Source organism: Streptomyces sp. NPDC089799 (genome assembly GCF_040684755.1).
Taxonomy (GTDB): Bacteria; Actinomycetota; Actinomycetes; order Streptomycetales; family Streptomycetaceae; genus Streptomyces.
On the sequence record NZ_JBFBGR010000005.1, the window covers coordinates 192,431 to 207,741 of the forward strand.

Below are 15,311 nucleotides of genomic sequence, written 5' to 3' on the forward strand. Positions count from 1 at the left end.
TCATGGCCACACGTCCGTCACCTTGGCCTGGCGGACCTCACTGCTGCCGGCTGCGGTGAGCGCCACCGTATTGAGGGGGTGCGAGGTGTCGAGTTCGCCCCAGGCGTCGGCGACCACCTGGGACCCGGCCTGACAGGTGGCCCCGCTGACGCGTGCCGTGACCTTGAACGGCGGGACCAGCCCTCCGTCCTCTGCGAAGAGCCGGGTGAAGTGGACCTGCGTCGGCCGGACGGGTTCCGGGGCCGAACAACTGTCGGCGACCAGTTGGGTCACCACCCCGACGATCGCCACGACGAGGATGCCCAGCAGCTTCATCCGCTCGAATGCCTGCCGTCACGCGGCCGCATCACCTGCCCGGCGCCCGGATGAACCCGGTGTCAGCCCTGCTCGGGGCTCATCGACGGGGGGTCGGTGTGCCGGCGCCGGTCGTCCTGCACGTCGATGCGGGCCTCGGTGCGGTGGGCGCGCTCGATGTAGTCGCGGACGACCGCCTCCACCGCGTCCTGGGGCGAACCCACGCCCGCGAGCACCATCACCTCCACCACCAGCTCGGCGTCCAGGCTGATGCTGACCTTGGCCATGGCTCCCCCTCCGGCCCGCACGGCGTCCGTTCCTGACGGGACTGTAGTCGGCGGCGCCGCGGGGACGCCCTTATTGGGTGGATCCGCCTTCCCGCCGTACCTAGAGTGACCGGGCACGTCTTCACCCCATGGATCCGGTCCCGCGGATCCGCTCCACGGACAGGTCAGCAGGTCATCATGCGTACGCACTATCCCCGCACGCCGCACCTGCCCTGGTCGCCGGGGGCCACGTCCGACGACGTGCGGGCCGGGGACCTGGCCGGGTTCGCCGGGCGCGAGGTCGTGGTCACCGAGAAGCTCGACGGGGAGAACACCACGCTCTACGCGGACGGGCTGCACGCCCGGTCGCTCGACTCCGGGCACCATCCGTCGCGGGCCTGGGTGAAGGGCCTTCAGGGCCGGATCGGCGACCGCATCCCGGACGGCTGGCGGGTGTGCGGGGAGAACATGTACGCCCGGCACTCGCTCCCCTACGAGGACCTCGACAGCTGGTTCTACGGGTTCTCGGTGTGGGACGGCACCGGCCGCTGCCTCGGCTGGGACGCCACCGTGCGGTTCCTGCGGGCGCTGGGGGTGCCGGTGCCGCGGGTGCTGTGGCGCGGTGTGTTCGACGAACGGGCCCTGCGCAGGCTCCGGTTGGACACGGCCCGGCAGGAGGGGTACGTCGTCCGGACCGTCGAGGGCTTCGGGCAGGCGGAGTTCGGGCGGCGGGTGGCCAAGTGGGTGCGGACCGGGCACGTGCGGACCGACACGCACTGGATGCACGCCGCCGTGGTCGAGAACGGGCTGGGGCCGGCCGCGGCACTGTGGGCGGTACGGTCCGGGGCCGAGCCCGATCCGGAGGCGCTGCTCGCGGCGGTGGGGCGGCGGGGACCGGGGGCCCGTTCCGCCGGGACCGCCGCTACCGCCTGCTCCTCCGGTGCCGCCGGTGCCGCCCGCTCCGCCGGTGCGGCCGCAGCCGTGGGTGCCGCGGGTGCCGCCGGCTCCCCCGGTGTCGCGGCCATGGACGCCGCCGGACGGGGAGCCGTCGTACGGGATGCCGTCGTACGTGATGCCGCCGGGCGGCTCGATCTGCTGGGGCGGACCGGGGACGACCGGCTGGCCGGCGTACTGGCGGCCGTACTGCACGACCGCCCCCGCGGCACCCTCGCGGCCTCGCTGGCCGGGCCGCTCGGGCTGCCCCTGGCACGGCGGGTGGCCGACCTGGTCGGGCTGTACCCGCTCCTGCAGCGGCCGTTCGCCGACGAGGAGCGCCGGGGCGGGCTGCTCCGGCTGTCCGCCGCCGCCGACCTCGGCGTCCTGCACGCGGTGTCCGGCGCCGTACTGGCCGCGGCTGCGGACGGTGACCCGGAGACGGCCGCCGCGCGGGAGCGGCTCGACTGGTCGGCCCTGTACGCGGAGGACGAGGGGCTGCTGGACGGGCCGCCGCTGGAACCCCTGCGGGCCGGGCTGCGCGAGGCCCTGGCGGAGCTGGCGCAACGGGACCCCGACGCGGCCGACCGGTGCTGGGCCGAGGCCCGGGAGGCGTACGCCCGCGGCGGGATCCGGACCGCGGGGGAGGCGGTCGCGGCCACCTGGCGCCGGCGGGACGGGGCCTTCCCCAGGCTGGTGCAGCTGGTGGGCCCCTCGGGCAGCGGCAAGAGCACGGTGGCGCGCGGCCTGCCGGGCATCGATGCGTACGTGTCCCTGGACGACCTGCGCTCGGCCCGCGGAGACCGCGCAGACCAGCGGGCCAACGCGGAGGTGCTGCGGGCCGGCCTGGACCGGCTGGACGGCGCCCTGGCCCGCGGGGGCACGGTGGTGTGGGACGCCACCTCGCTCAACGAACGCCAGCGCGGCCTGGTGCTCGGGGTGGCGCGGCGCCGGGACGCCCTGGTCACCCAGGTCGTGATGGTGGTGGACGAGGACGAACTGGTGCGGCGCAACGGCATCCGGCCGCACCCGGTCCCGCCGGAGGTGCTGGCGGGGCAGCTGCGCCGGTTCAGCCCGCCGTACCCGGGCCGGGCGCACCGCACCTGGTACGCCGGCCCGGACGGCCGGGTCGCGGACCGGGCCGGCGGACTGGCCGACCCGGCGGGCCCGGGTCCGGCCCGGTCGGCGGAGACGGACGGCACACGGCACGATCGGGGCGTGAGGAACTGATGCGAACCAGCGAGGAGATCTACCACCAGGTGCGCTGGGATCCGCGCTTCGATCCGGCGCGGTTCGTGCTGGGCCTGCACCAGCGCGGCGCGGAGCCCAAGCGGGTGCCGCTGCCCTCGTTCGTGCCGGGCGGCGAGATCCCCTGGCACCGGGTGCTGTTCGTGGAGGCGGACGGGCAGCTGGTGTGGGACCGGGCCAGCGGCCTGGACGTGGTGGGCCGGTCGGACGCCGGACGGGTCCGGGAGCCGCTGCGGCTGCCCGCGCCGTTCTTCACCGCGCGGACCCCGTACGCCTTCGACCCGGCGGCCGGGCAGTGGGCCCCGGCGCCCGCACCGAGCGCCTCCTCCCCCGCGGCCTCCGCCTCCGCCTCCGGCGCCCGCTCGCTGCGGGTGCTGACCTGGAACACCCTGTGGGACCGGTACGACGCCGACCGGATCGACACCGCCGCGCGCCGGCCCCGGCTGCTGGCCGCCCTGGCGGCCGCCGACGCCGACGTCATCGCCCTGCAGGAGGTGGAACCGGACCTGCTGGACATGCTGTTGGCCGCGGACTGGGTCCGGGCCGGCTACACCCTCGGCACCCATCCGGCCGGCGCGGACGTGGCCGACAGCGGCGTGCTGCTGCTCAGCAGGCTCCCGGTGAAGGAGGCCGGCGGGCACCGGCTGGGCCCGCACAAGGCCGTCGCCGCGATCGCGGTGGAGACCGGCGGCGGGCCCGTGGTGGTGGCCGCGGCCCACCTCAGCAGCGACCACTCCGAGGACGGGGCGGGCCGGCGGGCCGCCGAACTGGCCCGGCTGGCCGAGGGGCTGGGCGCGGTCGGCACCGAACTCGTCCTCGTCGGCGACTTCAACGACGGCCGGGAGGGCCCCGAGGGTCCGGCGGGGCGGCTCGGGATGCGGGACGCCTGGACGGAGACGCACGGTCCGGCCGACCGCACGCCCACCTTCGACCCGGCGGTGAACCCGCTCGCCGCGGTGTCCTCGCTGACCGGACGGGCCGCACGGCTGGACCGGATCCTGCTGCGGGGCACCGCGCGGGTGGCGGGCGCCGGGCTGCTGGGCGACGTACCGGACCGGGACGGCCTGTTCGTCTCGGACCACTACGGGGTCCGGGCCGACCTGTCGCTCGACGCGACGGGACCGGTGCCGGCCGCCGGAACGGAGGGGACGGGAGGCACGGAGGTCCTGGACGTTCCGGGGACGGCGCGCACGGCCCTGGCCTGGCTGCCGCCGGCCGGCGTGTGGCCCGCCGTCCAGGAACTGCGGCGGGCGTACGACCCCCAGGTCGACCGCTGGCCGCCGCACGTCAGCCTGCTCTTCGGCTTCGTACCGGAATCGGAGTTCGACCGGGCGGTGCCGCTGGTCTCGGCGGTGGCCGCGGCGGCGGACGGCTTCCCGGTGCGATGGGCGGGGGTGCACACCTTCGGTCACCGCGAGGACGCCACGGTCTGGCTGGACCCCACCGGCGCCGGCGAGGCGCCCTGGCAGGAGCTGCGGGCGGCCCTGGCGGCCCGCTTCCCCCGCTGCCGCGGCCGGGCGCCCGGCTTCACCCCGCACCTGTCACTGGGCCGTACGCCGGACTGGCAGCGGGCCGCCGCCGACTGCGCGGAACGGCTCGCCGGGCTGCCGCCGGCCCGGGCCGGCGAACTGGTCCTGCTGTCCCGGCGCGGGACCGAGCCGATGCGCGTCCGCGCCAGAGTGGCCCTGGGCACGGGCGAGGTCCGCTGGACACCGGAGGCGGCCACGGACGCCGTGGCCGCCACGGACGCCGCGGAGTACGTGGACGCCACGGAAGTCGTGGATGCCACGGACGGGGCACACACCGGGGACGGCGCGCACATCACGGACGGCACGGACGGCGCGCACATCGGGGACGTCACGGACCCGGTGGACGGCCCCGGGGAAGCCGAGGCCCTGCTCGTGGACACCGTCACGGCACGGGTCGCGGCGGCGCTGGGCGACGGGGCCGTGGAGGTGGCCGGGTCGAGGCGGATGGGGTGCTCGCTGCCCGGCGCGGACCTGGACCTCGTGGCGGCGCTGCCGGGCGCCGCGGACAGCGGCTCGGCCGGAGCCCGGATCGCCGCCGCGCTGCCCGAGGCGGACCGGCTGCGGCAGGTACGCGGCGCCCGGGTGCCGGGGCTGCGTTTCGCCGTGGGCGGGCTGGCCGTGGACCTGGTCCTGGTCGGCACCGGTGCCGTGGACCCGGCCCGGGCCCTGGCGGACCGGGCCGGGCTGGGCGAGGCCGCGGCGGTCGCGCTCAGCGCGCTCTCCGACGCGGACGCCGTCCGCGCGGCGGTGGCCGGCCGGGCACCCGCCTTCGAGCGGCTGGCCCGCCGGGTCAAGGGCTGGGCTCGGGTACGCGGCCTGGACTCGGCCCCGCACGGCGGGCTGCCGGGACTGGCCTGGTCGGTCCTGGCGGCCCGTACGGTCCTGGAGACGGATCCGGCCACACACGGCGAGGGCGAGGCCCTGCTGCGGGAGTTCTTCGCCCGCTGGGCGGCCTGGGACTGGCGCCGCCCGGTCGTCCTCACCGGCACGCCGCGAACCGGAGCTCCCGGACCCGGGACGCCGTATCCCGACGCCCCGGTGACGGTGCTCACCCCCACGCCCCCGGTGCGCAGCTGCACCGCCCAAGTCGGACCCGGCTTCCGGGACCTGCTGGTGCAGGAGCTCTACCAGGCGTGGGAGGCGCTGGAGAACGGCAGCCCCGGCGAGCTGTCGGCGCCGCCGCCGCTCCACCGCCGGCACGCCGCCTGGGCCGTGGTGACCGTACGGGCGGCCGGCCCGGCCGAGCACGACGAACTGCTGGGCCGGGTACGGGGGCGCACCCGCGCCCTGCTGACCGCCCTGGAGGAAGCGGGCGTGCCGGACGCGCACGCCTGGCCCCGCCCGTACCGGACCGGGCCGGTCTCCTCCCGCTTCGCGATCGGCCTGGGCCGCACCCCGCCGACGGAGTCCGCCCTCACCGCCCTCGCCGCGGCCTGGTCCGGGGACCTGCGTGGTGTGGACGTCAGCCGGGTCGCCGGCGGCGACCTCCCCTCGCTGCGGTAGGGGTGGCCGCCGGGCGGCACGTCAGGGCCGGGCCGCGACGGCCTCGACCTCGAACAGCACGTCGGGCGCGGCCAGGGCCGCCACACCGATGAGGGTCTGCACGGGCGGCTTCGCGCCCCAACCCTCCTGTACGGCCGCGGCGATCGGCCCGAGCTTGCTCATGTCGTGGTCCACCACGTACGTCCTGAGCCGGACGACGTGGCCGAGGTCGAGCCCGTGCGCGGCGAGGGCGACGCCGATGTTGCGGAACGTCTGCTCCACCTGCTCGCCGAAGTCGGCCGAGACGACCGCGCCGTCCGGGCCCGATCCGTACTGACCCGCGATCAGCACCAGGTCCGTGCCCGCGGGCACGGCGACGGTGTGGCTGTAGCCGAACGGAACGGGGTCGTGCAGGCCGTCCGGGTTGACGATGTCGTGTGCCATGGGAGTCACCTCTCGTGTGCGGAGCGCTCGCCCCGGCGATGCGCCCGTGTCCACGCGGCGCCCGCCCCTGCGGTGCGCTCGCGTCGTGATGAAGCCTCGCAACCAATCACGACACCCTGTGTCGTGTATTCCGCTAGCGTTCGCAGGTGCGCGCCGATCGGTTGGTTTCGCTGGTACTGCTGCTGCGGCAGCACGGCCGGATGTCCGGGGCCGCCCTGGCCCGTGAGCTGGAGGTGTCCACCCGCACCGTGCTGCGCGACATCGAGGCCCTGTCCGCGGCCGGTGTGCCGGTCTACGCCGAACGCGGCCGGCACGGCGGCTTCTCGTTGCTGCCCGGCTTCCGGACCGAGCTCACCGGGCTGAACCACGACGAGGCACTCGCCCTGGTGATCGCCGGATCACGGCGCGGCGCCCAGGTGTTCGGCCTCGGCCCGGCGCTCGCCTCGGCCATGCGCAAGGTGGTCGACGCGCTGCCCGAGAGCTACCGGGCCACCGCGGCCGGCGCGGCCCGGCGGCTGCTCATCGACCCGGAGACCGACCTCCTCGCGCGCCGGCGGGCCGCCGAGGAGGTGCCCGACGCGATCGCGGCCGCGGTACGGCGCGCGGTGTTCGCCGGGCACCGGCTGCGGATCCACTACGCGGCCGTGGACCGGGCCCCGCAGTGGCGGACGGTGGACCCGATCGGCCTGGTCACCGTCCGCGACCAGGGCTATCTGCTGGCCACGCGGTCCGGCGAGGACCGCACCTACCGGCTGTCCCGGATCCTGGCCGCCGAGGAACTGCCCGAACCGGCCCGGCGGCCGGACCGCGTCGATCTGGACCGGGCCTGGCAGGACCGCAGCGCCCGGTTCCGGGCCGGCGGCGAACAGGTCACCGTGCTGGTACGGATCGACCCGGCGCGGCGGGAGGAGTTGGCGGGCACCGCGCTGGCCGTGCTCGCCGAGGAAGCGGACGCGGAGGGCCGGCTGCGGCTGGAGGCCACCTTCCAGGACGCGCGGCACGCGGAATGGGCGCTGTGGCAGCTCGGGACCGACGTGGAGGCCCTGGCCCCGCAGTGGTTGCGGGACTCCCTGCACCGACGCGCCGCCGCGATCGCCGAGCGCTACGGCACGCCGTCCTGAGCGCGGGCGGTACGCCGCCGGCCGCCGTGTGGGGTCGCACCGGCCCCGGACCGGTGCGGGCCCGGCGGGGGCGCCCGGGCGCGGGTGGCAGGATGGGCATATGCCCGGTCATGGTGAGCCCTGGTCCCCCGCAGCCTCCGCGGAAGCGGACTGGCTGGGCGGACTCGGCGAAGACGACGGAATCCCCGGCTTCCCCGTACCCGGCCGCCCCGACGCCGCCTGGGTGCTGCACGCCATGTACGAGAGCGAGATCGGCCCCGGCGTGGTCTCCCACGACGAGCTGCTGCGTGCCGACATAGCGGCCGGCGACATCGAGATCCCGCTCGGCGTCGGCGGCGTGGACTTCAGCCGGCTCCCGCACGGCGTCGCCACCGGTGCCCGGCTCGGCCGGTCCGAGCGGCCCGGGCCCGGCTGGCGGCGGCTGCGCTGGTCCGAGCTGGCCGCCCGTACCGGCGCTCCCGTGGTCGCGGACGGCATGCCGCCCTCGCACCGCAGCGCGCCCGACGCCGCCCTCGAGGACGGCAGCTGGCCGGCCGGCATCCGGCCGCCCACCGAGGGCGGGCTGGACCGGCCCACCTGGGACCGCCTGGTGGAGCTGCTCGTCGCACACGGCCCGGACGGCGCGGGCACCCGCTGCTTCGCCTACTTCTGCCCGTTCCTGACCAATCAGTGGGAGGACATCCGGGCGCACCGGGTGGTGACCGGCCGGCTCGGCGACGCGCACGCCCTGTACGACTTCCCCGGCATGGCCGGCACCCCGTCCAACCTCTGGCCCGCCGACCGGTCCTGGGTCACCTACACCGACTGGGACCTGTGGGGCACCAAGGTCGCCGGTCCGCGCGCCCTGGTCACCGCGCTCGTCGAGGATCCCGAGATCGAGGCCGTACGGCTGCCCTGGGACGCCTGACCCCGTTCACGGACCCGCCGCAAGCCGGGCAAACCCGGGCTGATATTCCTGGAGGGTGACCGGAGACATCGCGGCAACCCCGCACACCCCCGCAGCACCGCGTCGTACCGACACGATCGAGTCGCTGATGGCGCGCTTCCCGCTGGTCCCGCGCGAGGCCGTGATCAAGGAGGACCTGCTGCGCGGCGGCATCGCCTTCGACGAATCCGCGCTCAGCGACAACGAGTCGGGCGAGGTCAAGCCGAAGTCGTACTTCATCTTCTCCTTCGACCACCGCACCCTGCCCGAGCTCGGCGCGGCCGCCCTGCGCCGCCCGCCGGAGGAGATCGTGCTCACCGGCGGCCCGTACGACCTGCGCCGGACCGTGGTCTCGGTGCGGGTCAACCCCGCCTCCCCGTACCGGGTCGCGGCGGGCGAGGACGGCGTGCTCGGGCTGTGGCTGGACGGCGCCCGGATCGCGGACGTCGGGGTGCCCCCGATGCCCGAGTACTACCGGCACAAGCTCAGCAACGGGAAGTCCGTGATGGAGGTGGCGCCCACCATCCAGTGGGGCTACCTGATCTACCTGACGGTGTTCCGGGTCTGCCAGTACTTCGGCGCGAAGAGCGAGTGCCAGTACTGCGACATCAACCACAACTGGCGCCAGCACAAGGCGGCCGGCCGCCCTTACACCGGGGTCAAGCAGCTCGACGAGATCCTCGAAGCCCTGGAGATCATCGACAAGTACGACACCGCGAAGGCATCCAAGGCCTACACCCTCACCGGCGGGGCCATCACCTCGCAGGTCGGCGGCAAGGACGAGGCGGACTTCTACGGCCAGTACGCGAAGGCCATCGAGGAGCGCTTCCCCGGCCGCTGGACCGGCAAGGTGGTCGCGCAGGCGCTGCCCCGCGAGGACGTGCAGCGGTTCTACGACTACGGCATCCGGATCTACCACCCCAACTTCGAGATCTGGGACAAGCGGCTGTTCGAGCTGTACTGCCCGGGCAAGGAGGAGTACATCGGCCGCGCCGAGTGGCACCGGCGGATCCTGGAGTCCGCGGAGGTGTTCGGCCCGCGCAACGTGATCCCCAACTTCGTGGCGGGCGTGGAGATGGCCGAGCCGCACGGGTTCCGGTCGGTGAACGAGGCGATCGCATCGACCACCGAGGGCCTGCGCTACTTCATGTCGCACGGGATCACCCCGCGGTTCACCACCTGGTGCCCGGAGCCCACCACCCCGCTGGGCAAGGCCAATCCGGAGGGCGCTCCGCTGGAGTACCACATCCGGCTGCTGGAGGCCTACCAGGCGACGATGGCCGAGTTCGGGCTGAGCTCCCCGCCCGGGTACGGCCCGGCCGGTGCGGGCCGGGCCGTGTTCTCGGTCAGTTCCTTCATGGACACCCTGCCCGCCAACGACGAGTAGGCGACCGGACGGGCGGACGGGTCGCAGGGCGCGGAGGTCCCCTCACTCGTACTCGGTGCCGCCCTTGCGGGTGAGGTAGGCCGGGCTGACCGCCTTCGCGATGGCCCGTCCGCCGGTCACCGGGCTGTACCGCTCGGTGGCCGACCGGACCACCACGCCCTCGCGGAGGTGCAGTCCGCGGCCGGAGACCGTCTCCCGTCCGGTCGCGAGGTCCAGCACGACGGCGGGGTCGTACGGTCCCTCGTACAGCCGGGGCACCAGCGGCAGTTCACCGTCGAGCAGGTCGGCGAGCTCGGCCTGGTCCAGCCAGCGGACCCGGCCGCCGATCTCGGCGGAGACGTCGAAGACGGCGTAACCGGGCCCCGTGGTGCGGGCGTCGGAGCCGTACACCAGGTCCTGGACGCCCGCTCCGAACACCTCTCCGAAGATCCCCACCCGGGTGGCACCGAGGCGCGCGGCCAGCCGGGCGGCGGCCTCGGGGACGCCGTGCGCGCGGACCGCCCGCCAGTAGAGGTTGCGGTCGTCCTCCTTCAGGGCCAGGCCCTTCGCCCCGAAGCCCTTGGAGGAGACCTGCACCCGTCCGTCCGCGGCGGAGAGGGTCAGCAGGCAGGCCGTGCCGTGGAGCTTCTCGGTGAGGTTCACCGGCTCGCCCGGCTCGAAGACGTGCGGGTAGCGCTGGAGGTTCTCGATGTCGACCCAGGGCAGCAGGTCGGGGGCGGACTCCACCTCGCCGTTCATGGTGGTGGGGACCGGGGGCACCCATTTGGTGATGCCGAGCAGGTCCGCGAAGTCGGTGCCGTCCTCCGCGGCGGCCTTCAGGTCGGTGCCGTCGAGGACGCGCGGCAGGCAGACCAGTCCCTGGGAGAGTTCGCCGCGCAGCCGGACCGCCTTGACCCGGTTGGCCGCGCTGCCGGCGAGCCGGCCGGTGAGCCCGAGCTCCTCGATCAGTCCGTCGGGCAGGACGGCCTGTTCGGGGATGTAGAGGGCGATGTCCCCGGTGCGGTGGCGGCCCTTGGCGACGACGGCGCGGTAGAGGCCGACCTGGGCCAGTTCGAGGGCGTCGGCATTGGGGTGCTCGTGGACGGTCAGGACTTCGGCGGTGACTCTCAGGGTCGACATGCACCCACTCTCACCGGCCGATTTCCGCTGGTCGAAGGGTTTTCCGCTCTGCTATGAATCGTACGTGGGTCCCCGAGCCCGCCCCAACACCCGAGGAGCAGCAGCCGATGCGACGTCCCGTCACCCTGGTCACCGGCGGCAGCCGCGGCATCGGCGCGGCCACCTGCGTACGCCTGGCCGCCGACGGGCACGACCTGGTCCTCGGGTACGTCCGGGACCGCGCGGCGGCGGAGGCCACCGCGGAAGCCGTACGGGCGGCCGGCGCGCGGTGCCTGACGGTCCGGGCGGACACCTCCGTGGAGGCGGACGTGGAACGGCTCTTCGACCGGGCCGCAGAGGGAGTCGGGCCGGTGACCGGGCTGGTCAACAACGCCGGAGTGACCGGGCCGCTGGGCCCGCTGGCCGGGGCCCGGACGGAAGACCTGCGGCGGGTGGTGGAGGTGAACCTCCTCGGGTACCTGCTGTGCTGCCGGCGGGCGGCCCGGGACATGACGGCCACGGGCGGCGGTGCGATCGTCAACCTGTCCTCGGCGGCGGCCACCCTGGGCAGTCCCGGCGACTACGTGCACTACGCGGCCACCAAGGCCGCGACGGACGCCCTGACGGTGGGGCTGGCCAAGGAACTCGGCCCGTCCGGCATCCGGGTCAACGCGGTCGCCCCCGGGATCATCGAGACGGACATGCACGCGGCGATGGGCGACCCCGACCGGCCCGCCAGGGCGGCCGCCTCCATCCCGCTGGGGCGGCCCGGCGCGCCCGGGGAGATCGCCGCGGCGGTCGCCTGGCTGCTGTCCCCGGACGCCTCGTACACGACGGGGACGGTGCTCCGGGTCTCCGGAGGCCGCTGAACCGGCCTACGGCGGCCAGGGCGCGGACATCCGGCCGGGCCGCGCCGCCGGGGGGCGCGCAGGGCTCAGGGGCCGCCGAGGGCCTTGCGGGTGGCGGGGCCGAAGACGCCGGAGGGGTCGTCGTGCAGATCGCGGTCCCGCTGGAACTGGCGTACTCCGCGCTGGGTGTCCTTGTCGTAGACGCCGGTGGCGGAGACGTAGGTGAACCCCTGGCCGAACAGCAGCTGCTGGAGGGAGCTCACCTCCGCCCCGGTGGCCCCGAGCCGGAGGGTGCCGGACGCCTCCGGCGGGCCGGGGCGGGACGCCTTGGGCTTCGCCGGGGGCGAGGCCGTGCCGCCGGCGCTGCCCCCGGGTGAGGGGGCGGAGGCCGATGGCGGGGTGGTGGTGGGCGTTGCGGTGGCGGTGGGTGTGGCGGTGGGCCCGCCGGACGGCCCGGCCTCGGGGGACGAGCCGCCGGCGCGGCCGCCCGGCAGGCCGGGGAGGCGGCTCACCGGCAGCGAGCCGTCGGCCTCCGTCCGCCGGGGCTCCGCCTCCGGGGCGCGCAGCAGGAGCGCGAGACCCGCCACCCCGGCGAGCCCGGCCAGGCCGACGAGCACCAGCCGGGTCCGGCGGGTGCGCCGTACGGCGGCCTTCCGGCTCTCCGCCCGGCCCCCGGTTCCGGCGGTGCCGGACCGGAGCCGGGTCGTGTGCCGGCCGTCCTCGGGCGCCGCCGCGGGTTCCGTCGGCCATGGCGCGGCGGCCCTGGGGCCGTCCCCGGCCACGTACCCGTACGCGTACGAGTCATCGCGGTCGTACGCGCGGCCGTGGTCATGGGCGTCCGCGTGGTCGCCGTGGTCGTGGCCGTCCGCGTCGTCGCCGTGGGCGGGGTCGTGCCCCGGTACGACGGCGGGTGCGGGGAAGGGGTCCGGGCCGGAGAGCGGACCGGGCCAGGGCACCGGCCACGGTTCCCCCACGGCATCCACGGCGGGCGGCCGGTCCGCTTCCGGTTCCGGCCGGACCGAGGCCGGTGCGTACGGGCGCACGAGAGGGCCGTCGGGCTTGACGGCTCCGGTCTCGTCACGTTGCTGGGACACGGAGCCGCACTCTTGCGCACACCGGGGCCAAGGTCAAACCCGCGCCGGGTCCTCACCCTGGAGGGTGTCCCGATTCCTGCCGACCTGGGCGGACTCCACCCTTCCGCTCCGTGCGCGCCGGGTGACCAGGATGGTGACGGCGGCGAGCAGGGTGAGGACGGCGCCGGACGCCGGGGCGGCCGCGACCGCGATCCCGTCGACCGCGAACCCTCCGATCACCGCGCCGACGGCGATGGCCAGGCAGAACATGGCCACCATCAGCGAGGAGGCGGCCTCGGCGGCTTCCGGGGCGGTCTGGTTCATCCAGTTCTGCACGCTGACCGAGACGCCGCCGAAGGCCAGGCCCCACAGCACCACCAGCGCTCCCCCGGCCACCGGGTTGGCCAGCAGGGCCAGCAGCGGCAGGACGGCGGTCAGCGCCAGGCTGATCACCAGCAGGGTCCGGCGGGCCTCACGGGGCCCGGACAGGAAGTTGCCCGCCAGGCCCGCGAGGCCGTAGCCCAGCAGCAGCGGACTGATCACTCCGACCGCGACGCCGGAGACGTCCTGAAGCACCGGCCGGACGAACGTGTAGGCCGTGAACTGCCCGGTGACCAACAGGAAGGTGACGATGACGCCGGCCCGGACGCCCGCGTGACGGCGCAGCAGGGAGGGCAGTTCGGCGAAGGTGACCGCCCGGCGGGGCGGCAGCGCGGGCAGCAGCAGGGCCAGAGCGAGCAGGGTCAGCAGGGCCAGCCCGCCGACGGCGGCGAAGGCGGCCCGCCAGCCGCTGACGTCACCGATCAGGGTGCCGGCGGGCACGCCGAGCACGGAGGCGGCGGACGTCCCGCCGAAGATCACGGCCATGGCACGGCCGACCTGGTGTTCGGGGACCAGCCGCATGGCCAGTCCCCCGACTATCGCCCAGAACCCGCCCACGCTGACCCCGGTCAGCACCCGGGCGGCCAGCACCACGGGAAAGTTGGGGGCGAGCGCGACGGCCAGGTTGGCCGCGGCCATCAGCGCGATCAGCAGGCACAGCGTCAGCCGGCGGTCCACCCTCCCGGTGGCGACGGTGACCAGGGGGGCCGACACCGCGGCGACCAGGCCGGGGACGGTCATCATCAGGCCCGCGGTTCCGTCGGACACCTCCAGGTCGGCGCCCATGGGCGTGAGCAGCCCCACCGGCAGGAGCTCGGAGGTGATGGCACAGAAGATGCTCAGGGACGCGGCGAGGACCGCCGACCAGGCTCTGAGCGGACTGGCGGGGGTGGGCGGAACGGATGTGGTCATGCGCGGACTCTCCACTGCGGTACGTGATCCGTCGGGACGGATCTCCGGTGCGGTGGATCCGGTGCGGCGGATCCGGTGTTTCGGCGAACAGTCGTTCCCTTGCCCCGATTCCGGCGGTATCACCCACAGGCGTGACGGAATGCGGCATGGTTGGGCGAGGGTACGGCATGGTGGTGCGATGCAGTTGCGCCGGGCCACCCGCCTGACCCTGTCCCTCGCCGTCCTCCTCGCCGGCGTCGGGTGCGTGTCCGCCGGTCCCCGGGGGACGCCGCCGGCCGGATCCATGACCGCGGTCCCGCCCGCCGGCACCCCGGAGCCGGACGCGGCGGCGGCGCCGGCTGCGTCCCCGGCCCCGCCCGCACCCCCGCTCGGCCGGCTGCCGGACGCGGACCGGCAGGTCGGGCGGCCGGAGCCGGACCGCGCGGAGGGCCCGCGCCCGCCGCGCGCCGTGAACCGCCCGACGGTACCCGGGGCCGGGGCCCGTCGACCGGTACGTCCGGCGCCGCCGCGCAAGGCGCACCCCCGTCCCCCGGCGGGAGCGCACCGGCACCTGCCGGTCCCGGGCACCGGGGCGGCGCAGCCGTACGGCCCGGAGGACCTGTGCGGGGCCGCGGAGGGGGCCGTACCGCCGTCGGTGGTGGACCTGTGCCTGGGGCAGTACGGCCGCTGACCGTCCGGCCCCGGGTCGCGGCCGCCCCGGGCCCGGAGTCACAGGGGCAGGGCCTTCGGGACGGGACTCGGCCCTCGGCGTACCCGCGGGCGGTGACGCCGTGCTACTCGGAGGATCCGGCGGACCGGGTGACGGAGCTGCAGGAGCCGGTCGTCCCGGCGGACCGGCCGCCGCCGCGCACCCGGGTGCGCACCGGGCCGCCGGCGCGGACGCGCCGCAGACCCCGGACGCGGTCCCGGACGCGCTCCCGGTCGGGTCCGCGGTCGCTCCCCCGGGAGCGGCGGTCCAGGGCGGCCCGGCCGCAGCGGCGCCACTCGGCCGGTGACAGCCGCGGGTTCTGGGCGCCGTTGGTGATCAGCGCGTTCACCGGGGTCATCGGGTCCCCGGCCGCGGCCTTCGCCAGCAGCACCCCCAGAGCCAGGGGGACCAGTGCGGTGGCGAGGGCCCGGCCGGCGACGGTGACCTGCCGGACGCGCGGCGAAGGCTGCGGCCGGGTGGCGCGCAGGGAGCGGGCCCTGTCGGCGATGCGGTTCATGGGCTCCATTCGACCAGCGCGGCCGGCAGCGGGAATCGGAGTGCGTACTCAGGCCGTTCGGCACCACATACTCAGACGCGCAGGCGGGCGGGCGTACGGACGCAGAGGTACGGGCATGGCGACCACGGCCGGGAGGGGGTCTCGGGACGGGGACCGGACCGAGGA

At 75.7% G+C, this 15,311-nt stretch carries 14 protein-coding genes; 7 read left to right on the top strand and 7 right to left on the bottom strand.

The annotated features are described in order from the left end of the window. A complete protein-coding gene (locus AB0O36_RS06895; RefSeq protein ID WP_365105133.1) occupies window positions 1-315 on the bottom strand; it encodes a hypothetical protein in 315 nt (104 codons plus the stop codon). Between the two features lie 62 nt (window positions 316-377). After that, on the bottom strand, window positions 378-581 hold the full coding sequence (locus AB0O36_RS06900; protein WP_365105136.1) for a DUF2191 domain-containing protein: 204 nt from the start codon (window positions 579-581) through the stop codon (window positions 378-380). A 177-nt stretch (window positions 582-758) separates the two neighbouring features. Here AB0O36_RS06900 and AB0O36_RS06905 point away from each other — a divergent pair, with 177 nt between their 5' ends. Together AB0O36_RS06905 and AB0O36_RS06910 are read left to right on the top strand one after the other, a co-directional pair. After that, the gene (locus AB0O36_RS06905) at window positions 759-2,723 is read left to right on the top strand and encodes an RNA ligase family protein (protein ID WP_365105138.1); all 1,965 of its coding nucleotides are present in this window, start codon (window positions 759-761) and stop codon (window positions 2,721-2,723) included. Beyond that, on the top strand, window positions 2,723-5,773 hold the full coding sequence (locus AB0O36_RS06910; RefSeq protein ID WP_365105140.1) for a poly(A) polymerase: 3,051 nt from the start codon (window positions 2,723-2,725) through the stop codon (window positions 5,771-5,773). The genes AB0O36_RS06905 and AB0O36_RS06910 overlap by 1 nt, the downstream gene beginning before the upstream one ends. 21 nt (window positions 5,774-5,794) lie before the next feature. Here AB0O36_RS06910 and AB0O36_RS06915 read toward each other — a convergent pair whose 3' ends face one another. Further along, window positions 5,795-6,196: a Rid family hydrolase gene (locus AB0O36_RS06915; protein WP_365105143.1), complete on the bottom strand. Its 402-nt coding sequence runs from the start codon at window positions 6,194-6,196 to the stop codon at window positions 5,795-5,797. A 146-nt stretch (window positions 6,197-6,342) separates the two neighbouring features. Here AB0O36_RS06915 and AB0O36_RS06920 point away from each other — a divergent pair, with 146 nt between their 5' ends. The 3 genes from AB0O36_RS06920 (at window position 6,343) to AB0O36_RS06930 (ending at window position 9,629) form a co-directional block, all read left to right on the top strand. Then, a complete protein-coding gene (locus AB0O36_RS06920; protein ID WP_365105146.1) occupies window positions 6,343-7,317 on the top strand; it encodes a WYL domain-containing protein in 975 nt (324 codons plus the stop codon). 100 nt (window positions 7,318-7,417) lie between these two features. Next, a complete protein-coding gene (locus AB0O36_RS06925; RefSeq protein WP_365105149.1) occupies window positions 7,418-8,224 on the top strand; it encodes a hypothetical protein in 807 nt (268 codons plus the stop codon). 127 nt (window positions 8,225-8,351) lie between these two features. Then, window positions 8,352-9,629 (top strand): radical SAM protein, encoded by a 1,278-nt coding sequence (locus AB0O36_RS06930; RefSeq protein ID WP_365105443.1) that lies wholly within the window; start codon window positions 8,352-8,354, stop codon window positions 9,627-9,629. 42 nt (window positions 9,630-9,671) lie between these two features. On the opposite strand, the gene AB0O36_RS06935 is transcribed toward AB0O36_RS06930, so the two are convergent. Next, window positions 9,672-10,748, bottom strand: coding sequence for an RNA ligase (ATP) (locus tag AB0O36_RS06935; RefSeq protein WP_365105151.1), 1,077 nt, complete (start codon window positions 10,746-10,748; stop codon window positions 9,672-9,674). 107 nt (window positions 10,749-10,855) lie between these two features. Here AB0O36_RS06935 and AB0O36_RS06940 point away from each other — a divergent pair, with 107 nt between their 5' ends. Further along, a complete protein-coding gene (locus tag AB0O36_RS06940; RefSeq protein WP_365105154.1) occupies window positions 10,856-11,596 on the top strand; it encodes an SDR family oxidoreductase in 741 nt (246 codons plus the stop codon). Window positions 11,597-11,661: 65 nt separating this feature from the next. Here AB0O36_RS06940 and AB0O36_RS06945 read toward each other — a convergent pair whose 3' ends face one another. Together AB0O36_RS06945 and AB0O36_RS06950 are read right to left on the bottom strand one after the other, a co-directional pair. Beyond that, window positions 11,662-12,669, bottom strand: coding sequence for a peptidoglycan-binding protein (locus AB0O36_RS06945; protein ID WP_365105156.1), 1,008 nt, complete (start codon window positions 12,667-12,669; stop codon window positions 11,662-11,664). Window positions 12,670-12,702: 33 nt separating this feature from the next. Beyond that, window positions 12,703-13,941, bottom strand: a complete 1,239-nt coding sequence (locus AB0O36_RS06950; protein ID WP_365105159.1) for an MFS transporter — start codon at window positions 13,939-13,941, stop codon at window positions 12,703-12,705. Between the two features lie 178 nt (window positions 13,942-14,119). On the opposite strand from AB0O36_RS06950, the gene AB0O36_RS06955 reads away from it, so the two are divergent. Continuing rightward, window positions 14,120-14,611 (top strand): hypothetical protein, encoded by a 492-nt coding sequence (locus tag AB0O36_RS06955; protein ID WP_365105162.1) that lies wholly within the window; start codon window positions 14,120-14,122, stop codon window positions 14,609-14,611. Window positions 14,612-14,714: 103 nt separating this feature from the next. Here the strand turns inward: AB0O36_RS06955 and AB0O36_RS06960 are convergent, their stop codons facing one another. Beyond that, a complete protein-coding gene (locus tag AB0O36_RS06960; protein WP_365105165.1) occupies window positions 14,715-15,146 on the bottom strand; it encodes a hypothetical protein in 432 nt (143 codons plus the stop codon). Window positions 15,147-15,311 lie beyond the last annotated feature (165 nt).